The 20,636-nt window shown below is 70.2% G+C and carries 22 protein-coding genes; 2 read left to right on the top strand and 20 right to left on the bottom strand.

Translation table 11 applies throughout. The features are described from left to right. The first annotated feature begins 51 nt into the window (after nucleotides 1-51). Nucleotides 52-684, top strand: coding sequence for a murein hydrolase activator EnvC family protein (locus ACIA8X_RS20910; RefSeq protein ID WP_393450533.1), 633 nt, complete (start codon nucleotides 52-54; stop codon nucleotides 682-684). Between the two features lie 210 nt (nucleotides 685-894). On the opposite strand, the gene ACIA8X_RS20905 is transcribed toward ACIA8X_RS20910, so the two are convergent. The 18 genes from ACIA8X_RS20905 to proS all read right to left on the bottom strand — a co-directional run bounded on the left by ACIA8X_RS20905 (nucleotide 895) and on the right by proS (nucleotide 15,877). Further along, nucleotides 895-1,452 carry a TetR/AcrR family transcriptional regulator gene (locus ACIA8X_RS20905; RefSeq protein WP_393451108.1) on the bottom strand — a complete coding sequence of 186 codons (558 nt, stop codon included), beginning with the start codon at nucleotides 1,450-1,452 and terminating at the stop codon, nucleotides 895-897. A gap of 95 nt (nucleotides 1,453-1,547) precedes the next feature. Then, entirely contained in the window at nucleotides 1,548-2,390 is an 843-nt protein-coding gene (gene whiG / locus ACIA8X_RS20900; RefSeq protein WP_393450536.1) for an RNA polymerase sigma factor WhiG, read from the bottom strand. A gap of 296 nt (nucleotides 2,391-2,686) precedes the next feature. Beyond that, nucleotides 2,687-3,847 (bottom strand): DNA-processing protein DprA, encoded by a 1,161-nt coding sequence (gene dprA / locus ACIA8X_RS20895; RefSeq protein WP_399458850.1) that lies wholly within the window; start codon nucleotides 3,845-3,847, stop codon nucleotides 2,687-2,689. Beyond that, a complete protein-coding gene (locus ACIA8X_RS20890; RefSeq protein WP_399458849.1) occupies nucleotides 3,844-5,469 on the bottom strand; it encodes a YifB family Mg chelatase-like AAA ATPase in 1,626 nt (541 codons plus the stop codon). Before ACIA8X_RS20890 ends, dprA begins: the two co-directional genes overlap by 4 nt. Before the next feature lies 1 nt (nucleotide 5,470). Further along, a complete protein-coding gene (locus ACIA8X_RS20885; protein WP_399458848.1) occupies nucleotides 5,471-5,860 on the bottom strand; it encodes a YraN family protein in 390 nt (129 codons plus the stop codon). Between the two features lie 119 nt (nucleotides 5,861-5,979). Beyond that, on the bottom strand, nucleotides 5,980-6,288 hold the full coding sequence (locus ACIA8X_RS20880) for a DUF2469 domain-containing protein (RefSeq protein WP_003965949.1): 309 nt from the start codon (nucleotides 6,286-6,288) through the stop codon (nucleotides 5,980-5,982). Between the two features lie 56 nt (nucleotides 6,289-6,344). Beyond that, nucleotides 6,345-6,884, bottom strand: a complete 540-nt coding sequence (locus tag ACIA8X_RS20875) for an NUDIX hydrolase (RefSeq protein ID WP_399458902.1) — start codon at nucleotides 6,882-6,884, stop codon at nucleotides 6,345-6,347. 10 nt (nucleotides 6,885-6,894) lie between these two features. After that, nucleotides 6,895-7,671, bottom strand: a complete 777-nt coding sequence (lepB, locus tag ACIA8X_RS20870; RefSeq protein ID WP_399458847.1) for a signal peptidase I — start codon at nucleotides 7,669-7,671, stop codon at nucleotides 6,895-6,897. A gap of 189 nt (nucleotides 7,672-7,860) precedes the next feature. Next, nucleotides 7,861-8,832 carry a signal peptidase I gene (gene lepB / locus ACIA8X_RS20865; RefSeq protein WP_393450551.1) on the bottom strand — a complete coding sequence of 324 codons (972 nt, stop codon included), beginning with the start codon at nucleotides 8,830-8,832 and terminating at the stop codon, nucleotides 7,861-7,863. Further along, nucleotides 8,720-9,811: a signal peptidase I gene (gene lepB / locus ACIA8X_RS20860; protein ID WP_393450554.1), complete on the bottom strand. Its 1,092-nt coding sequence runs from the start codon at nucleotides 9,809-9,811 to the stop codon at nucleotides 8,720-8,722. Before lepB (ACIA8X_RS20860) ends, lepB (ACIA8X_RS20865) begins: the two co-directional genes overlap by 113 nt. Beyond that, a complete protein-coding gene (gene lepB / locus ACIA8X_RS20855) occupies nucleotides 9,804-10,523 on the bottom strand; it encodes a signal peptidase I (protein ID WP_393450557.1) in 720 nt (239 codons plus the stop codon). The genes lepB (ACIA8X_RS20860) and lepB (ACIA8X_RS20855) overlap by 8 nt, the downstream gene beginning before the upstream one ends. Before the next feature lie 60 nt (nucleotides 10,524-10,583). Further along, the gene (gene rplS, locus ACIA8X_RS20850) at nucleotides 10,584-10,934 is read right to left on the bottom strand and encodes a 50S ribosomal protein L19 (protein WP_190098062.1); all 351 of its coding nucleotides are present in this window, start codon (nucleotides 10,932-10,934) and stop codon (nucleotides 10,584-10,586) included. 134 nt (nucleotides 10,935-11,068) lie between these two features. Continuing rightward, nucleotides 11,069-11,902 (bottom strand): tRNA (guanosine(37)-N1)-methyltransferase TrmD, encoded by an 834-nt coding sequence (trmD, locus tag ACIA8X_RS20845; RefSeq protein ID WP_393450561.1) that lies wholly within the window; start codon nucleotides 11,900-11,902, stop codon nucleotides 11,069-11,071. After that, entirely contained in the window at nucleotides 11,902-12,474 is a 573-nt protein-coding gene (gene rimM, locus ACIA8X_RS20840; RefSeq protein WP_393450564.1) for a ribosome maturation factor RimM, read from the bottom strand. Before rimM ends, trmD begins: the two co-directional genes overlap by 1 nt. Nucleotides 12,475-12,582: 108 nt before the next feature. Continuing rightward, nucleotides 12,583-12,822 (bottom strand): RNA-binding protein, encoded by a 240-nt coding sequence (locus ACIA8X_RS20835; protein WP_003973401.1) that lies wholly within the window; start codon nucleotides 12,820-12,822, stop codon nucleotides 12,583-12,585. Between the two features lie 2 nt (nucleotides 12,823-12,824). Next, on the bottom strand, nucleotides 12,825-13,244 hold the full coding sequence (gene rpsP, locus ACIA8X_RS20830; RefSeq protein ID WP_393450567.1) for a 30S ribosomal protein S16: 420 nt from the start codon (nucleotides 13,242-13,244) through the stop codon (nucleotides 12,825-12,827). 359 nt (nucleotides 13,245-13,603) lie between these two features. Continuing rightward, nucleotides 13,604-14,200 carry a hypothetical protein gene (locus tag ACIA8X_RS20825; protein ID WP_393450570.1) on the bottom strand — a complete coding sequence of 199 codons (597 nt, stop codon included), beginning with the start codon at nucleotides 14,198-14,200 and terminating at the stop codon, nucleotides 13,604-13,606. Nucleotides 14,201-14,461: 261 nt separating this feature from the next. Continuing rightward, nucleotides 14,462-15,877 (bottom strand): proline--tRNA ligase, encoded by a 1,416-nt coding sequence (proS, locus tag ACIA8X_RS20820; protein WP_393450573.1) that lies wholly within the window; start codon nucleotides 15,875-15,877, stop codon nucleotides 14,462-14,464. Nucleotides 15,878-16,075: 198 nt separating this feature from the next. Here proS and ACIA8X_RS20815 point away from each other — a divergent pair, with 198 nt between their 5' ends. After that, nucleotides 16,076-16,933: an SAM-dependent methyltransferase gene (locus tag ACIA8X_RS20815; RefSeq protein WP_393450576.1), complete on the top strand. Its 858-nt coding sequence runs from the start codon at nucleotides 16,076-16,078 to the stop codon at nucleotides 16,931-16,933. 20 nt (nucleotides 16,934-16,953) lie between these two features. Here the strand turns inward: ACIA8X_RS20815 and ftsH are convergent, their stop codons facing one another. Together ftsH and ffh are read right to left on the bottom strand one after the other, a co-directional pair. Then, nucleotides 16,954-18,894 carry an ATP-dependent zinc metalloprotease FtsH gene (gene ftsH / locus ACIA8X_RS20810; RefSeq protein WP_393450579.1) on the bottom strand — a complete coding sequence of 647 codons (1,941 nt, stop codon included), beginning with the start codon at nucleotides 18,892-18,894 and terminating at the stop codon, nucleotides 16,954-16,956. Between the two features lie 135 nt (nucleotides 18,895-19,029). Continuing rightward, the gene (gene ffh, locus ACIA8X_RS20805) at nucleotides 19,030-20,583 is read right to left on the bottom strand and encodes a signal recognition particle protein (protein ID WP_393450582.1); all 1,554 of its coding nucleotides are present in this window, start codon (nucleotides 20,581-20,583) and stop codon (nucleotides 19,030-19,032) included. Nucleotides 20,584-20,636: the final 53 nt, after the last annotated feature.

The following is a 20,636-nucleotide window of genomic DNA, read 5'->3' as shown; positions in this document are numbered from 1 at the left end:
TTATCCACAGGTCCCGGCCATGATCGGCGGGGATGCGGGACGGTTGCCGGCATGCGAGAGATGCGATGCGTACGAGTTGCCCTGGCGTTGCTGCTGGGTCTGACGCTCTCGGTACTGGCTCCACTGACCTGGGCCGACGCCGCGGCCGAGGCGTTCCCGACGGCTGACTCTTCGGCCGCTCCCGGCCCTGCCTCCCCGACCGCCCCTACCGGGACGGACAGACCGGTTCCGGCCGTGGGCCGCGCCTGGCCCGTCGGTGTGCACCCCCCGGTCCTACGCGGCTGGGAACCCCCGGCGACGCCGTACGGCCGCGGTCACCGCGGCGTGGACCTGGCGGCCCCGGGCGGGGCGCCGGTACGGGCGGTGGCGGCGGGGCGGGTGTCCTTCGCGGGCCGGGTCGCGGGCAAGGGCGTCGTGTCGGTGGAGCTGACGGGGACGGGGGATCCGCCGCTGCGGACGACGTATGAGCCGGTGCGGGCGGTGGTGGAGAAGGGTGACGAGGTGGAGGCAGGGGAGGTTCTGGGCACGGTCGAGGTGCAGGGCTCGCATTGCGCCGGCACGTGTGTGCACTGGGGCTTGCTGAGAGGCGGGACGTACCTGGATCCGCTGTCCCTCCTGCCGCCGTCACTGCTGCGGAGGGGGCCGTCGAGGTTGTTGCCGGTGCTGGGGGTGCCGTTGCCCTAGTGACGGGCAGCCGCCTCGGCCGACTGCGCACAGCCGGATGCCCGCAACCGGGTACCCCCGGCCGGATGGGTCGCCCCTCCGGCGTGGCTCGCGTAGCTGCGGGCAGTCGTGCCACCGGGGCGGCTCCCGCCCTCAGGAAGCGGCACCCTGCAAGCGCGGGCAAACGACACCCGCCCCGACGCCGGCCCACCCACGGCCCCCGAACGGCCTTCAGCCCCGAACGCCCCTCAGCGCCATCGAAACAGCCGCCTCGGTGATAGCCGTCGGCTCCTCCGCCGCCCCCAACTCGATCCGCCGCACAGCCGCATCCACGACCCCCTGCAGCAACATCGCCGCCAGCCGGGGCTCCGCGTGCCCCATCTCTGCCAGCGCCTCGACGATCATCGCGACGAGCCCACCGTGCGCCGCCCGGATCTTCTCCCGAGCCCCGGCATCCAGCTCACTCGCGGAGATCGCCACCACGGCGCGATGCCGCCGGTCCCCCACGAGCGCGAGCTGCTGGCGCACATACGCCTCGACCTTGCCCTCGGCCGTCGACTCGCGCTCCATCGCCGCCGAGACGTCGGCGGCCCACACAGGAAAGTCGACCTCGCACAGCTCCTCGACCACGGCGGCCCGCGACCGGAAGTACTCGTACACGGACGACCGTGCGAGCCCCGTCCGCTCGGCGAGAGCCGGGAAGGTCAGCGCGTCCGTCCCGCCCTCGGACAACAGGGATCGAGCCGCGTCCAGCAGGGCGGCTCGCTGCATCGACCGGTGCTCGGCCACGGAGGCCGCTCGAATCCTTGGCACATCAACCACTCTACGGACGCGCCACCGCCGACGGGAGTCTCTCCACGGATCCCAACACACGTCCCGCCAGGTCAACGACCGAAGCCGGCCAGCTTCGCCCGCAACTGCAGCACCGACTTGGTGTGGATCTGGCTGACCCGGCTCTCGGTCACACCCAGCACGTTCCCGATCTCGGCGAGCGTGAGCCCCTCGTAGTAGTACAGCGTCACCACGGTCTTCTCCCGCTCGGGCAAGGTGTTGATCGCCCGCGCCAGGAACCTCCGCAGCTCCCGGTCCTCGGCGACCTCGACCGGATTGTCCGCGGCGGTGTCCTCCAGCGTGTCCATGACGCTGAGCCCGTCGCCGCCCTCACCGCCGGCATGCAGCAGCTCCTCCAGCGCCACCACGTTCGCCAGCGACAACTGGCTGAAGACCGCGTGGAGTTCGTCCACCGCGATCCCCATCTCGACGGCCACCTCGGCCTCCGTCGGCGTCCGCCGCAACCGTGCCTCCAGCGTGGCGTACGCACGCTCCACGTTCCGCGCCTTCTGCCGCACCGAGCGCGGAATCCAGTCCAGCGCCCGCAGCTCGTCGATCATCGCGCCCCGGATCCGCGTGATCGCGTACGTCTCGAACTTGATCTCCCGGTCGATGTCGAACTTCTCGATCGCGTCGATCAGCCCGAACACCCCCGACGACACGAAGTCCGCCTGCTCCACATTGGGCGGCAGACCGACGCTCACCCGGCCCGCCACGTACTTGACGAGCGGCGAGTAGTGCAGGATCAGCTGCTCGCGCAATCGCTCGTCCCCCGTCGCCTTGTACGACCGCCACAGCTCGTCGAGTGTCGAGGGTGCGGGCGGCCGCACGCTGCCACCGTCACGGGCGGCTGGGGGGATCGCCGCCCGGTCGGACCCGGAGGTGTGCTGGGGCATTCGTTGCCTTGTGCCGTTCTGCCGTGAAGTGGGGGGGTGCCTGGGGGGAGGTGTCGGTCTGATGTCGTTCTGGTGCTGTTGCGGGGTCGAGGTGCCGGTCTGTGCCGGAATCCCCGTGAGCGTAGCGTGACTGCGCTGTCGCGGTGCGCGAAGGGCGGAGTACGAGCCGTACGCAGATACGTTCCGCTGGACGCCCCACCGGGGCATGGTGATCGCTCTACGTGATCACCCGAACACCCCAACTGGGGGAATTCACAAGGGCGTCCGTGTTCCCCCGTACGGCCGAACACGCTCGGTCAGCATCGACTCCGACCGGCCCGAACGGACATCATCGCCTGGCGTGTCAACTTCCAGCCGTCGCCGTGTCGTTCGACGTAGCCAAGTGAGCGGAGTTCGTACAGTCTCGCGATCGCGTCGTCCTCGGTGGTCTGCGCACCGCGCGCGACCTCGTCCGCCCGCGCCGCGCGGCGACCCGGCAGTGCGGCCAGGACTCTGCGCGCCCGCGGCTCCAGCAGATCGCGGGGGAGGACCGGGCCGCGCCGCTCGGGCGCCAGCTCTCCCATGTCGCCCACGAGTTCGACGACCTCCGCAGCGTCGGTGACCAGCACGGCGTCCCCGCGCAGAAGCTCGTGCACGCCCGCGGAGAGCCCACTCGTGGCCGGGCCGGGCACCCCCATCGTGTGACGCCCCAGCCGCTGTGCCGCCCGCGCGGTGACGAGCGAGCCGCTGCGATGGGCGGCCTCGACGACGACCGTGCCGCGTGTGAGCGCCGCGATCACCCGGTTCCGCACGATGAATCTGCTGGGCGTCGGATGATCGCCCGGTGGCAGCTCCCCGATCACGAGTCCCTGTTCCCCGATCCGGTTGATCAGCTGGGTGTGCCCGCGCGGATAGGGCCGGTCGACCCCGCAGGCGAGCACGGCGACGGTGGCCCCACCGGCCCCCAGGGCACCCCGGTGAGCGGCTCCGTCGACCCCGTAGGCGCCGCCGGACACGACCACCCACCCCCGCTCGGCGAGCCCGCCGGCGAGGGTGGCAGCCATATGCGCCCCGTATTCGGTGCAGGCGCGCGCCCCGACGACGGCCACGGACCGCAGCGCCCACATCCGCAGACTGGCCTGCCCTCGCACCCACAACCCGATGGGCCGGGCGTCCCCCAGATCATCGAGCTGCTGCGGCCACTCGACGTCCCCCGGGCACAGAAACCGCACCCCGGCCTCCCGGGCATCGGCAAGGTCCCGACCGGGCTCGGCCCGCGAAGCCCGGGCCCGCAACCCGTCCCACCGCTTGTAACTCACCCCCGGCAGGGCCTCCGCCCCCTCCCGCAACCGCCGCACGACATCCGGCACCCCGTACTCCCGCACCCACCGCCCGGCGACCTCGTCCCCGGGCTCGACGACCCGACTGAGAAAGACCCGGTCGAGCCGCGCGTCGTCCGGATCCTGCGTCCCGTTCACGTGAGCGCCCCGATGGCCATGGGCACTCCTCGCGGCACACCGGTGCGCAGTTGCAGTGCCAGGGTGACGTCCGTCGCGTCGGGCCGGTCGTGGCCGACGAGGTCGGCGACGGTCCAGGCGACGCGCAGGACGCGGTCGAGTCCGCGGGCGGTCAGTACGCCGCGCTCAAGGTTCCGCTCGGCCTCGTCCATGGCCCCGACGGCGGCGTACCAGCGGCTGCGCAGCTCACGTCCGGGGATCTCGCTGTTGGACCGCCACGGGGTGCCGGCGAGCCGGGCCATCGCGCGCTCCCGGGCGTCCCGCACCCGATCGGCGACCGTCGCGGTGGACTCGCCCCGCGCCCCACGCTCCGTCAGCTGGGCGCGGGTGACACGGTCCACCTCGACCCGCAGGTCGACTCGGTCGAGCAGCGGCCCCGAAAGCCGGGCCTGATAGCGACGGATCGCCGAGGGCGGGCACTCGCACAGATCGTTGGTCTGGGAGAAGCGGCCGCAGGGGCAGGGGTTGGCCGCGAGCACCATCAGAAACTTCGCCGGGAAGCGCACCACACCCGCGCTGCGCGCGATCACGACGTGGCCGGCCTCCAAAGGCTGCCTCAGGGCGTCGAGGGCATGGCTGTTGAACTCCGGCGTCTCGTCCAGGAAGAGGACGCCACGGTGAGAGAGCGACACCGCGCCGGGCCGTGCGATGCCGGCTCCCCCGCCGACCAGCGCCTGCATCGTCGCCGAGTGATGCGGGGCGCAGTAGGGGGCCATGTCGATCAGGGGCTTGCCTGGAGGCAGCAGCCCCGCCACGGAGTGCACCGCCGTGACCTCCAGCGACTCCTCCCTGCCGAGCCGGGGCAGGATGGCCGGCAGCCGCTCGGCGAGCATCGTCTTGCCGGCGCCGGGCGGCCCTTCCAGGAACAGGTGATGCCCACCCGCCGCGGCGACCTCCACGGCCGTACGCGCCGAGATCTGGCCGACCACATCGGCGAGGTCGTGCCCGTGGTCGGGCTGGGCGGCGCCCATGCTGTGCATCCCCGTGGCCGCACCGGTTCCCGGCACCCGCAGACCCGCGAGCAGCGGATCCGGGCGGCCCTGCTCGTCGGGTTCCTCGTCGGGTACGGGTTCGTCGGTGAGGACGGCGATCAGCTGGCGCAGACTGCGCACTCCCAGCACGGACACGCCCGGCACCAGCGAGGCCTCGGCTGCGGCGCACTCCGGGACGACCACCTGCTCGTAGCCGGCGTCCGCCGCGGCCAGCACCGCGGGCAGGATGCCCCGGACGGGCCGTACCCGGCCGTCGAGCCCTAGCTCGCCGATCATCACGATATCGGCGAGCACGCGCGGATCGATCCGCTCGGCGGCGCCGAGGACGGCGCACGCGACGGCCAGGTCGAAGCCGCTGCCCGCCTTGGGCACCGATGCCGGGCTGAGCCCGACGGTGAGCTTCTTCTGCGGCCATTCACCGCCCGAGTTCACCACGGCGGCCCGCACCCGGTCCCGACTCTCCGACAGGCTCTTGTCCGGCAGTCCCACCAGGGTGAACGCCGCAACCCCCGGCTCCAGATCCGCCTGAACCTCGACCACAACCCCCTCGACGCCCACCAGGGCCACCGAGCACGTACGAGCGAACCCCATGTCAGGCCACCCCCCGCGCGTGCTCGACGACGGGGGCGCCGCGCTGCGGCAGGACGACACCCACCAGGTCGATGCGCACGCCTCCCGGTGGGGCGCCGCCATAGGCGTGCAGCCAGTGCTCCGCCAGGCCCCGCAGGCGTTCCGCCTTCTCCGGGGTCACCGCGGCCATGGGATGCTCGAAGGCACCCGTCCTGCGTGTCTTGACCTCGCAGACGACCAGGACGTCGCCGTCCCGCGCCACGATGTCGATCTCGCCCGTCCTGCCGCAGCGCCAGTTGCGCTCCAGGACCGTCATTCCGGCCTCGACCAGCCGCCGCGCGGCCAGCGACTCTCCATACCTGCCCAGTGCGCTGCGCGCGTTTCCGCCGCGCGTGCCCCTGCTCGTGCTCATGTCGGCACCACCTCCGGCGCCAACATTGAGGGCAGCTCAGCGAGCTATTGGATCTTGGTGGACAAGTCCGCGGTTGTGGATAACTTCCTCACCCCTGCGGGTGAAGATCATTGCGAAGGTCACCCACCCGGAAGCTCCAGATCGCTCTTGTTCAGCTCCTCGATGTTCACGTCCTTGAACGTGAGCACCCGGACCTGCTTCACGAACCGCGCCGGCCGGTACATGTCCCACACCCAGGCATCCGCCATGGACACCTCGAAGAACACCTCACCCTGAACCGAGTGCACCTGCATCTCATAGTCGTTGGTCAGGTAGAAGCGCCGCTCAGTCTCGATCACATACTTGAACAGACCGACGACATCGCGGTACTCCCGATAGAGCTTGAGCTCCATCTCGGTCTCGTACTTCTCGAGGTCCTCGGCGCTCATGGCATGTTCCCCTTCAGCCGTGCGATCCCACCATTGTGCGCCAGTCCCGTCAGCACCTAGACAATTTCGGGGTCAAGGGTCACGGGCCCGGCGGGGGGACCTTCGTCGAGCAGTGTGCGCAGCAGCTCGGCGAGTCTGGTCGGATACACCGTCTCATGTGCCTGGGCAAGTTCCCGACACGTCCACCAGCGCGCTCCGGCGACACTGCGCCGCTCCAGCTCGGTGAGGGCCACGGCCCGGGTCGCCGTCTGCGTCGTACGGGCCAGGTAGTACCACTCGTCCTGGTCCCAGCGACGGCCCGCGAAGGGGAAGGAGCACATCCGCCGCCACAGCACGGGACCGAGTTCGACCTCCGTGATACCGGTCTCCTCGGCGAGTTCCCGCAGTGCGGCTTCCGCGCGGCTTTCGTCGCCCTCGACGCCACCGCCCGGGGTGAACCACCAGTCGTCGGCCGGGTCCTCCGGCTCGTGGCCGTGCAGCAGCAGAATGCGGTCCTGCGGGTCGAGCAGCACCACACGCGCGACCTTGCGCAGTCCACCGTCGTACGAGTCACCGCGGGAGACCTCTCCCCCACCTGCCTCGCCGTACGACCCCACGCCCACCGACTCAGCGGGCACCCGCGGGCTCCGTCCGGGGCGTCGGGCGCTTGGCCAGCCTGTTGGCGATCGGACCGTACGCCCCGCCGCCCATGACCAGCACACCGCCCACGACGATCAGCACGACGATCGTCCGCAGAGGCCCCGCAGACGACAGAGCACCAAGTTCCTCGAATCCGGTGGGGCGCTGCAGCATGCCGTCCATGGGCCATACGACGGCGTCCACCCGGGCCGAAACGGCACTGCGTGCGACGGTTCCGCTCGCGGCGTCGGTGAGGTGGGCCGTGGAGTCCAGGGAGCCGCTGCGCTCGTCACCGAGCAGGAAGAGGCGGTCCTTCGGCACCGTCACCGTCGGGAAGTTCCGGATCTCGGCCGGACCGTCCCCGGCCAGGTACGGTTCGTCGATCTGCTTGCCGTTGACGGTCAGCTTGCCGTCGGTGCAGCAGGCGACCGTGTCCCCGCCGACGGCGACCACGCGCTTGACGACGGGTGCGTTGGTCACCCAGGTCTTGTCGGTGAAGACCACGACGTCACCACGGCGCACCTCATCGCCGTCGACCCGCTGGGCCAGTACCCGGTCCCCCGTGCCGATCGTCGGCACCATCGAACTGGTGGGCACGGTGTACGGCCGGTAGATCACCGCTCCCCAGGCGAACCCGCCCAGGAACAGCACCAGGCCCAGCGCCACGGCCAGTCCGGACAACCGCTGTCCGGTCCGGCTGCCCGCCGGGCCCCTGCTCGCGCCACCGCCCTGCGGCGCCGTACGTATCGTGCTCTCGCCACCCATGGGTCCGCACCCTACCCGGCGGTACCGACACCGGGCAGCCCCTCCCGAGCGCCCGAGGTCACACGCTCGGCAAAGCTTTCCCCAGCCGTTGGCCGAAGCCCCGTCCGAGCTGCTTCCCGAGCCTTCCCGGAGGGGAACTCCTCGCCACCCCTGGGACGGCGCCTCGGGCGGTCACCCCACCTCGCACGGTCAGCGGGTCTGCGCCGCCTTGATCCGCTGCCGGCGCCACAGCACCAGCGGCACCGCGCCCACGAGGGCGAGCCCCTGCGGTGCGACCGTCAGCGCGGCGGAGCGGGCGCTCAGGTCCTGCTCGAAGGCGTCCGGGACCGGCAGGTTGTCCCAGCGGTTGACCGGCCAGGCGATCACGATGGCGCGACCGACGACCTCCTTGACGGGAACCATGCCGTGGTTCTTGTCGGACTGGTTGTAGCGCGAGTCGCGGGAGTTCTGCCGGTGGTCGCCCATGACCCAGATGTAGCCCTCGGGGACCTTCACCTTGAACTTGCCGCCCTGGTCGTCCTGGCTGCACGGCGTGTTGCCGGCGTAGACGTAGGCCGACTCGCTCAGCGCCTTGCCGTTGACCTTCAGCGGGCCGGTGCCTTCGCACTCGACCGTGTCACCGCCGACGCCGATCACGCGCTTGATGAGGTCCTTCTCCTCCGCGGACGGCATCAGGCCGATCCAGCTGAGGAAGGTCTGCAGCGCGTTCGGGTCGGGGGTGGGCTCTCCCGCCAGCCAGTTGGCGGGGTCGTGGAAGACGACGACCTCGCCGCGCTCGGGCTCGGAGCCGAACCAGGGCGTGAGCTTGTCGACCAGGACGCGGTCACCCTGCTGGAGGGTGTTCTGCATCGAGTCGGAAGGGATCGAGAACGCCTGCACCAGGAACGTCTTGATCAGCAGCGCGAGGACGAGCGCGATACCGATCAGGATGGGCAGCTCCTTCCAGAAGGAGCGCTGCTTCTTCGGCTTGGGGGAAGCCCCGCCCGACTCCTGGGGGTCGGTCGGGGGCCGTCCGCCCGAAGCTCCGCCGTCGCCGGCCGCTCCGGGGTCACTCTCTGAGGTCACGGCGCTGTCCGCGGCCGGTTCGGGCGCGTCCACGGGGCGTCCGCGGTGCTCCTCGCCGTCGTGCCCGGACCGTGCGCCAACCGCCACATCCCCCACGCCAACTCCTTACTCTGTGCCGCTGCCTGCCCCATGCGCGGTGCAGGCCCACCACTCCCATAACGAGCGGGAGTTCCGCAGGGCTCGGGAGCTGGATCGTTCCGTTCGAATCGTCGGGAGCAACCCTATGCGACAGCTGGGCGGAGGCGGTCGACCCGGTCGCCGAGTCGGACACGGAGGCGTACGTTTTCGGTTCGTCCAAGGAGGTCCAGTGGCCGAGGGGCCAGGCGATCCACATGGCCCGTCCGACGACCTCGTCCTCGGAGACCGTGCCGCCGTAGCCCTGGTCCTGGTGCGCGCGGGAGTCCGCGGAGTCGGCCCTGTGGTCACCCATCACCCACAGCCGTCCCTGCGGGACGGTGATGTCGAACCGCGCGTTGGAGGGGGCGTTGCCGGGATAGAGGTAGTCCTCGTTCAGGGGAACGCCGTTGACGGTGACTCGCCCTTGCGTGTCACAGCACTTGACGCGGTCGCCGCCGACACCGACGACACGCTTGATGAGGTCCTTCTCGTCGTCGGACGGCAGCAGGCCGATGAACGTGAGCGCCTGCTTGACCTGCTTGACGACGACGGGGTCCTCCTTCTTCACCGTCGTCTGCTCGTCCCGGAGCCAGCCGCCGGGGTCCTTGAAGACGACGACGTCCCCGCGCTGCGGCTTGGAGCCGAACCAGGGGGTCAGCTTGTCGACCAGGACGCGGTCTCCGACCTGGATCGTCTGCTCCATGGAGCCGGACGGGATCACGAAGGCCTGGACGAGGAAGGTCTTCAGGACGAGTGCTATGAGGACCGCGACGCCGACGAGGAGGGGTATCTCCTTCATCGCCGAGCGCCTGCGGCGCCGTTTGACCTTGCGCTGGAGCTGGCGCCGCTCCGCGCGCGTACGACCGCCGGCGGGGCTGGCGGCGCGCCGGGCGCCGGTGGGCAGCAGATTGTCGGCAGGGCTGCTGGGCACGCCGCGGGGCTTGCCACGGTTACCCATGCGCGCCCTCCTCGGCTGCGGGCACACGCGCGTAGGCGTCCGAAGGGTGCAGGCGGGTCCAGTGCGCGGTCGGCCATACGATCCAGTCGGCGCGGCCGATGACATCGTCGACCGGGATCATGCCGCCGCCGGGCGAGCCCAGACGGTCACGGGAGTCGCTGGATTCGCTGCGGTGGTCGCCGAGGACGAACAGGGTGCCGTCGGGCACGACGATGTCGAAGCGCACCGTGGACGGACTGTCGCCGGGGTACAGAAACGTCGACTCGTCGACCGACCGGCCGTTCACCTGGATCCTCCCCTCCTTGTCACAGCAGACCACGTGGTCTCCCCCCACACCCACAACGCGTTTGATGTAGTCCGCATCCCCGAAATACCCAGTTCCGTCGAACACGACAACATCGCCGCGCTGCGGCTCGGCACCGAAACGGTACGCCAACTTATTTACGAGAACGCGGTCGCCGATCCTCAATCCGGACTCCATGGATCCGCTGGGAATCTGGAACGGCTGCAGGACGAGCGTGTTGAGCAGCAGCAGGAACACCAGGAAGACCAGCAGCGTCAGGCTGATCCGCCCGCCCGGGAGCCACTGCGAGATCCACGACACCAACGCGAAGCGCGACCGTTCCTCCGGCCCCTTCGTGTCCGAGGTCTCCTCGGAGTCGTCAGGGCGGGAGGAGCGGTCGCGCTCCGTCGGCTGTGCTTCGGTGTCCATCGAGGCCAGATGTTATCCGGCCCCGCTCTGGACCCCGCGGGGGCTGGCCCCCTGAAGCGCTCAGTTCTCGCGCTTCTCCTTGATCTTCGCCGCCTTGCCGCGCAGCTCGCGCAGGTAGTACAACTTGGCGCGGCGGACGTCACCCTTGGTGACGAGCTCGATCTTCTCGACGATCGGGGTGTGCACCGGGAAGGTGCGCTCGACGCCGACGGAGAAGGAGACCTTGCGGACCGTGAAGGTCTCGCGCACGCCGGCACCCTGGCGGCGGATCACAACGCCCTTGAACTGCTGCACACGGGAGCGGTTGCCCTCGATGACGCGGACGTGGACGTTGACCGTGTCGCCCGGGCGGAAGGCCGGAACGTCGCTGCGCAGCGACGCGGAGTCGACGGAGTCGAGCAGGTGAGACATTTCGTCTGCTTTCTTCGCCCATGCCACAGGTCATAAGCGGGAGATAGGTTCTTCGTGAGGTTGCTGTTCGCGTCGGGGCGGGCGTCGTGTCCCCCTGTGGCAGGGGCGCACGCCGGACGGCGCACAACAGCGGCCTATTCTTCCACGCCCTCGGTCCTGCGCCAAAATCGGCCGAACCGCTCTCCCTCCGGGTCGGGCATCCAGCCCAGGATGGAGAGCATCTCGCGGTCCTTCTTGTCGAAGGCCTTGGGGTCGCAGCGCTCGATGAGGTCGGGCCGGTTGGCCGTCGTCCGCCGCAGCGCCTCGTCGCGGCGCCAGCGGGCGATCTTGCCGTGGTGGCCGCTGAGCAGCACGTCCGGGATGCCCCGGCCGCGCCACTCGGGCGGCTTGGTGTAGACGGGGCCCTCCAGGAGGTTGGCCATGGCGCCGGGCGCGAAGGAGTCGTCCCGGTGCGACTCGGCGTTGCCCAGGACGCCGGGCAGCAGGCGTGCCACGGCCTCCGTGATGACCAGTACGGCCGCTTCACCGCCGGCGAGGACGTAGTCGCCGATGGACACCTCGTGGACCGGCATACGGGTCGCGTACTCGTCGATGACGCGGCGGTCGATGCCCTCGTAGCGGGCCGGCGTGAAGATCAGCCAGGGCCGCTCGGAGAGCTCGACGGCGAGTTCCTGGGTGAAGGGGCGGCCGCTGGGCGTGGGGACGATCAGCGTGGGCGCGCGCGAGCCGGTCTCGTAGCCGTCCGCCAGGGCGGAGTCCAGCGCGTCCGCCCAGGGCTCGGTCTTCATGACCATGCCGGGGCCGCCGCCGTACGGGGTGTCGTCGACCGTGTTGTGGCGGTCGTACGTCCAGTCCCGCAGGTCGTGCACATGCACGTTCAGCTGTCCACGCGCGCGTGCCTTGCCGACGAGGGAGACGTTCAAGGGCTCCAGGTACTCGGGGAAGATCGTGACGACGTCGAGCCGCATCAGCTCTCGGCCTCCGCGTCGCGGGAAGAAGCCTCCGTGTCGCGGGAGGAAGCGATCTCCGCCCGGTCGTCGATCAGACCCGGCGGGGGGGTGATGACCGCCCGCTGCTCCTCCAGGTCGATCTCGGCGACGATCTCCTCGACGAACGGGATCATGACCTCGCTGCCGTCGGGCCGCTCGACGATGAAGAGGTCCTGGGAGGGCAGGTGCGAGATCTCGGTGATACGGCCGACCTCCACGCCATCGGCGGTGACCACGTCCAGATCCATCAGCTGGTGGTCGTAGTACTCGTCCTCCTCCTCGGGCAGCTCCTCCGGGTCGACCTCGGCGATCAGGAGGATGTTGCGCAGGGCCTCGGCGGCGGTGCGATCGCGCACGCCCTCGAAGCGCAGGAGGAGACGGCCGCTGTGGACGCGGCCGGTCTCGATGGTGAGCGGCCCGGTGGCGGCCGGGTCGGTGGCCAGGACGGCGCCGGGGGCGAGCCGCAGTTCCGGCTCGTCGGTACGCACCTCGACGGTGACCTCGCCCTTGATGCCGTGGGCGCGGCCGATCCGTGCGACTACCAGCTGCACTGTGCTTGCTCTCCTGTCAGACGACTCGCCGTACGGGACGGCCATACGACTACGGGCCGGGGACGGCCCAGTGGCCCTCCCCGGCCCGAGCCGGTGCTGCGTTAGGCGTCAGCGGACGTGGTCCACGTCGACGAGGTCGACGCGGACACCGCGACCGCCGATGGCGCCCACGACGGTGCGCAGAGCGCGTGCGGTGCGGCCGTTGCGGCCGATCACCTTGCCGAGGTCGTCGGGGTGGACCCGGACCTCCAGCACACGCCCGCGACGCAGGTTGCGGGATGCGACCTGCACATCGTCGGGGTTGTCGACGATGCCCTTCACGAGGTGCTCGAGAGCCTCCTCGAGCATGCTCAGGCCTCGGCCGACTCGGACTCGGCCGCAGCCTCGTCCTTCTTCTCCGCCTTCTTCTTCTGGGTGATCGCCTCACCCTTGCCCTCGTCCTCGCCGCTGAGGGCCTCGAACGACGGGCGCGCCTTCTTCGGCTCGGCGACGAGCAGCGGAGCCGGGGCGGGCTCGCCCTTGAACTTCTGCCAGTCGCCGGTCTTCTTCAGAATGGCGAGCACGGGCTCGGTCGGCTGCGCGCCGACACCCAGCCAGTACGCCACACGGTCGGCGTCCACCTCGATGACCGACGGGTTGTAGGTCGGGTGGTACTTGCCGATCTCCTCGATCGCACGGCCGTCACGGCGGGTGCGGGAGTCGGCGACGACGATGCGGTAGTGAGGCGAACGGATCTTGCCCAGACGCTTCAGCTTGATCTTGACTGCCACGGGAGTGGGTTCTCCTGGATTTGACGTGGTTGGGCACGGCGAGATGGCCGCGTGGGGTTGCGGTACCCGAGTGCCCGATGGACGCGTCAGCCGGAGGAGAGAGGGGTCCTGTGCGGCTGTCGAGTACAGCTAGCCATTGTGCCACACCCTGCCGATCGCTTTTGGCCGAGGGGGCGGCGAGGGTGCCCGGGCATGACTGAGCGGCACCCGGCGGCAGGGGGTGCCATGAGGGGCGGTCGCGCAACCCGGTGCCCCGGGGTGCCGCCGACTACAGCGGCACCCCGACGCCACACGTAACCAAGTAGGCGATGCGTTCCCGACCGGCAGCCACGAGATGCCGGTACCGGACGCCCCCGCCGTTACGCAGCTCCGGCCACCTCAGGAATCCGGAACGGCTTGCCGCAGCCGCCGCAGACGATCGGCGCCTGGGCCAGGACCGACGGGACGACCCGGACGTTACGCCCGCAGTCGCACACCGCCTTGACGCGGACACCGCCACCGGAGGAGCCGTGCCGGGCGGCCGGACCCCGGAAGGTCCTGCTCGTGTCGGCGGAGGTCGCCGCGGTGTGGGCCTTGAGGGCGCGCTGGAGGCGTTCGATGGTCGGGCGGTAGCGGCGCTTGGCCTCGGGGTTGAGCGTGACCAGGGAGAAGCCGCTGCTCGGGTGCGGCTCCTCGGGATGGTCCAGGCCCATCTCCTCGGCGATGGCGAGGAATCTGCGGTTGTGGTAGCGGCCGGCCCGGGAGGTGTCGCGGATGCCGCGCGAGGCGGCGATGCCATGGACTGCCTCGTGAAGCAGTCGTTCAAAGGAGAGCTCGTGACCGCAGGCGGACGACGACTCCCCGATCAGGGACTCTGGCGCGGCGAGATCCGGCAGTTCGGGGTGGTACCGCTGAATATCGGCCCACGCCTCTGCCAGCTCTGCGGCGAGAACAGGTGGTGTCTGTGTCGTGCTCACGTAATGACAACGAGCCGGAGTGCCGCTGTGTTCCGATTCCGGGGCATCCCAAATAATTTGCACGTACCCGTCAGTTGCGAATGATGCGCCACGACGAGGGCGGGTGCGCCGATCTGCGGAGAAGCCTCACAGCTCGTACCAAGCCGGTGCGTAGTCTGACGTACGCACCCCCGCGTACGCCCCGTCCACGCGCCGGTGCGGCTGTGGTCCGCGGATGCGCAAGAGGCGTTTCGGTCGCTCTCGTTCCGCACGGGCGTCATCTCAGTAAGCGCGCGCGACGACGGCGACGTTACCGGGTGCGTCGTCGGCGTCCGGCACCGACCCGTCCTCGGCGACCAGACACCGTACGGTCACGGCGTGCTCGGCCAGCCTGGCCTCGCCTTCTTCGCCGAGCGTCGCCCACGGCAGGCGCGCCCAGCCCCCGGCGACGGCGGCCTCGACGGCATCCTCGATCGTCGACACCTCGGTGGTGCGGGACTCGCGGCGCTCGCGGGACTGGGCCAGCAGCAGCGCCTGGTCCTCCTCCAGGACCGCGGGGAGAAGGCGTACGAGCGACTCGACGGCCACCGGCTCCTTGCCGCCGGGGATGCGGCGCGCCAGCATCGCCGTGCCGTTCTCCAGGTCACGGGGCCCGACCTCGATGCGGACCGGTACGCCCTTGAGCTCCCAGTCGACGGCGCGGCGGCCGAAGGGGGTGTCGGTGCGGTCGTCGACATGGACGCGGAGGCCGGCCGCCTTCAGCCGGTCCCCGATGTCGCGGACCTTGGCCAGAACCGTCTCGTCGCCCTTGATGGCGAGGACGACGACCTGGATCTGGGCCAGCCGCGGCGGCACCCGCAAGCCGTTGTCATCGCCGTGAGTCATCACCAGGGCGCCGATCATGCGGGTGGTGGAGCCCCAGGAGGTCTGCCAGACGAGTTCCTGCTTGCCTTCCTGCGACAGGTACCGCGTGTTGAAGGCCTTGGCGAAGTTCTGGCCCAGCTCATGGCTGGTGGCCATCTGCAACGCCTTGCCGTCGCCCATCATGCCTTCGAGCGTGAGGGTGTTGATGGCGCCGGCGAAGCGCTCCTTGACGGTCTTGCGGCCGGGGACGACGTCCATCGCGAGGACGTTCACCATGAAGTCCTCGTAGACCTCGCGGTGGATGTGTGCGGCGAAGTCGCGGGCGTCCTCGTGGGTGGCGTGCGCGGTGTGGCCCTCCTGCCACAGGAACTCGCTCGTACGCAGGAAGAGGCGCGGCCTGAGTTCCCAACGGACCACGTTCGCCCACTGGTTGATCAGCAGGGGCAGGTCGCGGTAGCTCTGCACCCACTTCGAGAAGTAGTCGTTGATGATCATCTCGGAGGTGGGGCGGACGACCGCCGGCTCCTCCAGTTCCTTGCCGCCGCCATGGGTGACGACCGCGAGTTCCGGCGCGAACCCCTCGACGTGGTCCGCCTCGCGCGCGAGATACGACTCGGGGATCAGCAGCGGGAAGTACGCGTTCTGCGTGCCCGTCTCCTTGATCCGGGCGTCCATCTCGGCCTGCATCCGCTCCCACAGCCCGTACCCGTACGGTCGGATGACCATGGTGCCGCGCACCGGACCGTTGTCGGCCAGCTCGGCCTTGTTGATCAGATCCTGGTACCAGCGCGGGAAGTCGTCCGCCCGCGGCGTGAGTACGGGTGCCTTGGCCATGGCGAGATGGTACGGGCCCACGTTGCCGGAATGTGAATTCTGGCCACGGACACAGCGAACCCACAAGCCGGGCTCCGCGACCCCTGGACGCGGCGTCGAGCGCGGAGTTTCCTGGCATACGGGGGGAGCGCGAGCGCATGTCACGGGGGCTACTGAATCCGGCACATCGTCAACTCTCGGTTGATTGGGGCGCTTTACATGACACCTACGCTCGTGCGGCAGCACCTACCTCACGCGGGGGCGGCACCCCGCGTGGACCTGTGTGCACGCGCGCGTGACTGGTCCGAGATCCAGGAGCGGATGCTGGTCCCGCTCCACGAGGCCGTCTACGAGCGACTGGAAGTGGGCCTCGGCACCCGGCTGCTGGGCCTCGGCTGCGGCAGCGGGCTCGCCCTTCTGACGGCCGCGTCCAGAGGCGCGGCCGTCACCGGTGTCGAGTCCTCCTCCCCCGAACGACTGGCCCTCGCACGGCAGCGTTTGCTGCCCGAGACGTGGGGCACGCGCGCGCGTGCCGACACCCGCCTCGTCGACGGCTCACCTCGCGACGCGGCCTACGAGGCGACGTCGCCGTACACCGTGGTGACCGCGTTCGAGCCCATCGGGTGCCTCGCGGGCGACTCCGAGGGGCTCGGTGAGACGCTCGCTGCCGCGACGCCGCTCGCCGAGCGCGGGGCGGCCGTGGTACTCGCTGGCTGGGGTCCGCCCGAGCGCTGCGCCACCTCGTCCGTGCTGAAGGTCGCCACGAAGTTGGCCGATCCCCTGCGCAGTACGGGCAGTTGGCGCCCCGCCCTGCGCGATGACCTGGAGGAGGTCGCCCAGCGGGCGGGTCTGAAGCCCGACGGTTCGGGGCGGGTGGCCTGCCCCTTCGGGTACGCGGACGTCGACAGCGCCGTACGGGGACTGCTGTCGACCGGGCTCTTCGACGCGGCGATCGCCGCGACCGACCAGGCCCAGGTGGACAAGGAGGTGACGGAGGCGCTGCATCCGCACCAGCGGCAGGACGGGACGGTGTGGATGCCGAACGTCTTCCGGTACCTGATCGCCCGCGTGCACTGAGCGTGCCCTGAGCGTCTCCGCTACGCGTCCGCGCCCTTGGTCAGCCGGGTGATCCCGGCGATCCGGTACGCGTCGGCCTCCTCCAGCGTCTCGTTCTCCAGCAGCGCCTCGGCCAGGGCGTTCAACTGCCCCCGGTGGTCCCGGAGTTTGCGGCACGCCTCCTCGTAGCAGTCGTCGGCGATCCGGCGCATCTCGGCGTCGATCACGTCGAGGGTCTGCGGGGCGGCCGAGAGCCCGTACGCCTGCTGGGCATCGCTCGGCAGGGCGGACAGCCGGCCCAGCCGCTCGCTCATGCCCCAGCGGGCGACCATGCCACGCGCGATGTTGGTGACCTGTTCGAGGTCGTTCTCGGCGCCCGTGGTGACGACTCCGTAGACGACCTCCTCGGCCGCCATGCCGCCCAGGGCACCGATGATGCGGCCGCGCAGGTAACCCTCCGAGTGTGCGTACCGCTCCACCTCAGGGGTCGACATCGTCACCCCGAGGGCCCGGCCGCGCGGCACGATGGTGATCTTGCGTACGGGGTCGGCGCCCGGCTGCAGCATGCCGAGGAGGGCGTGTCCGCTCTCGTGGTACGCGGTGCGCCGACGGTCCTCCTCGGGCATCACGAGGGTGCGCTCGGCGCCCAGTTGGACCTTCTCCAGGGCCTCGGACAGATCCGATGCGGTCACCTGCCCCTGGCCCCGCTTGACCGCGAGCAGGGCGGCCTCGTTGGCGAGATTGGCCAGATCCGCACCTGTCATGCCCGGGGTCGTGCGGGCCAGCTGGGTCAGGTCCACGTCTTCGGCGAGCGGGATCTCGCGGGTGTGGATGCGCAGGATCGCCTCACGTCCGCCGCGGTCCGGCGGGGCGACGTTGACCACCCGGTCGAAGCGGCCGGGGCGGGTCAGCGCCGGGTCCAGGATGTCGGCGCGGTTCGTCGCCGCGATGACGATCACGCCCTCCGAGCCGGAGAAGCCGTCCATCTCGGTGAGGATCTGGTTCAGCGTCTGCTCGCGCTCGTCGTGGCCGCTCACCGAGGCGCCGCCGCCGCGCATCCGTCCGATGGTGTCGATCTCGTCGATGAAGATGATCGACGGTGCCACCTTGCGGGCCTCGGCGAACAGCTCCCGGACGCGGGACGCGCCGACGCCGACGATCATCTCGATGAACTCGGACGCGGAGGCGGAGAAGAACGGCACGCCCGCCTCGCCCGCCACGGCACGCGCCAGCAGGGTCTTGCCGGTGCCGGGAGAGCCCGCGAGCAGTACGCCGCGCGGCATCTTCGCGCCCATCTTGCGGTAGGCGTCCGGGTGCTCCAGGAAGTCGACTACGTCGTCCAGCTCGCCCTTGACCTCGTCGATACCGGCCACGTCGGCGAACGTCGTGCGCTCCTTGCCCGGCTGCAGCTCCACCGGCTTGGGCGGCGCCCTGCGGCCGAGCATGCCGCCCGCACCGCCCATGCCGCCCCCGCCCATCCGCCGGGCGAAGAAGACCCAGACCGCCACCAGGAACGCGATCGGGATCAGGGAGAACAGCAGGTTGGACAGGACACCGCGCTCCTGCACGACCGGCTCCGCGGTCACCGTCACCTCGCGGCTGCTCAGTTCCCGCCAGAGGTCGTCGTCCGCGAAGGCCGGGCGCTGTGTCTTGAACTTCTTGTACTCGCCGTCGCCTTCGGGCTTGTCCCGGGCGCTCTTGAGCTCGCCCTGGATCGCGTCGCCCTTGGAGTAGATCTTGGAGACGTTGCCGGCCTCGACCTGCCTGCTGAACTCCGTGTAGGAGATCGTCGGCTCGTTGCCCCGGTCGAGGTAGGTCAGCCCCACGTAGGCGAGCAGGAACACGATCACCCCGGTGAGGAGCAGCCCCCACCACCGGCCGCGAGGCCACCGGCCACGGGGCCGCTCGGGCGGCTCGTCGGGTGTGCCCTCGGTGCGCCACGGCTGGTCAGGGGCCTTGCGTGGTGGCGCCGCATTGCTCATATCTGGACGTTACGGCAGACAGCGGGCGACGGCATGCGCAGAGGGCGCCCCTCCTGGAGAAGGGCGCCCTCTGCGACGTACGGGAAGTGGCTCAGCGCAAGAGCTGCCTGAAGCTCACCCGGAACTTCCTGAACCTCAGCCCATGAACTTCTTGAACTCGTCCGGCAGCTCGAAGTCCTGCCCGGCCTGCTGGCCCGGCAGCCCGAAGGCGCCGCCACCCTGAGCGGCGGCGGCCCGGCGCTCGGCCTCCTCCAGCTCCTGCTGCTTGCGCTTCATCGGGTTGCCCGAGCGCTGCTTGCCCTTGGCCTTCTTGGGCTGCTTCTTCGCCCGGCCCGGACCGCCACCCATGCCCGGCATCCCCGGCATACCGGGCATGCCGCCACCCTGGGCCATGCGGGACATCATCTTGCGGGCCTCGAAGAACCGCTCGACCAGGTTCTTCACCGCGCTGACCTCGACACCGGAACCCTTGGCGATACGGGCGCGGCGCGAGCCGTTGATGATCGTCGGCTCCTGGCGCTCGCCCGGCGTCATCGACTTGATGATCGCGGCCGTGCGGTCGACGTCGCGCTCGTCGAGGTTGTTGATCTGGTCCTTGATCTGGCCCATGCCCGGGAGCATGCCGAGCAGCTTGGAGATGGAGCCCATCTTCCTGACCTGCTCCATCTGGGCCAGGAAGTCGTCGAGGGTGAAGTCCTGGCCCTTCTTGGAGGCCAGCTTCTCGGCCATCTTCTGGGCTTCGGCCTGGTCGAACGTCTTCTCCGCCTGCTCGATCAGGGTGAGCAGGTCACCCATGTCGAGGATGCGGGAGGCCATCCGGTCCGGGTGGAAGGCGTCGAACTCGTCGAGCTTCTCGCCGTTCGACGCGAACATGATCGGCTTGCCGGTGATCTGCCGGATCGACAGGGCCGCACCACCGCGGGCGTCACCGTCGAGCTTGGAGAGCACCACGCCGTCGAAGCCGACGCCGTCGCGGAAGGCCTCCGCGGTGTTGACCGCGTCCTGACCGATCATCGCGTCGACGACGAAGAGGATCTCGTCCGGCGAGACCGCGTCCCGGATGTCGGCGGCCTGCTGCATCATCTCCTGGTCGATGCCCAGGCGGCCGGCGGTGTCCACGATCACGATGTCGTGGACCTTGGCCTTGGCGTGCTCGATGGAGTCCTTGGCGACCTTGACCGGGTCACCGACGCCGTTGCCCGGCTCCGGCGCGAAGACGGCCACACCGGCCCGCTCGGCGACGACGCTGAGCTGGTTGACGGCGTTCGGGCGCTGGAGGTCGGCGGCGACCAGCAGCGGCGAGTGCCCCTGCTCCTTCAGCCAGCGGCCGAGCTTGCCCGCGAGGGTGGTCTTACCGGCACCCTGCAGACCCGCCAGCATGATCACGGTCGGCGGCGTCTTGGCGAACCGCAGGCGCCGGGTCTCGCCACCGAGGATCGTGACGAGCTCGTCGTTGACGATCTTCAGGACCTGCTGGGCCGGGTTCAGCGCCTTGGAGACGTCGGCGCCGAGGGCACGCTCCTTGACGTTCTTGATGAACGTCCGGACGACAGGCAGGGCCACGTCCGCTTCGAGAAGCGCGATACGGATCTCGCGCGCTGTCGCGTCGATGTCCGCCTCGGAGAGCCGTCCCTTGCCGCGCAGGTTCTTGAAAGTCGCTGAGAGGCGATCGGAGAGAGTATCGAACACGGCGCTCGCGGTCCTCGGGGTCGGTGGCAGCTGGGAATCGCCCTCCAGGGTAT

The sequence above is a fragment of the Streptomyces sp. NPDC051738 genome, from assembly GCF_044453205.1.
GTDB lineage: Bacteria > Actinomycetota > Actinomycetes > Streptomycetales > Streptomycetaceae > Streptomyces.
Note: the sequence above shows the minus strand (reverse complement) of the source record. Positions and strands in the feature narration are given on the sequence as shown.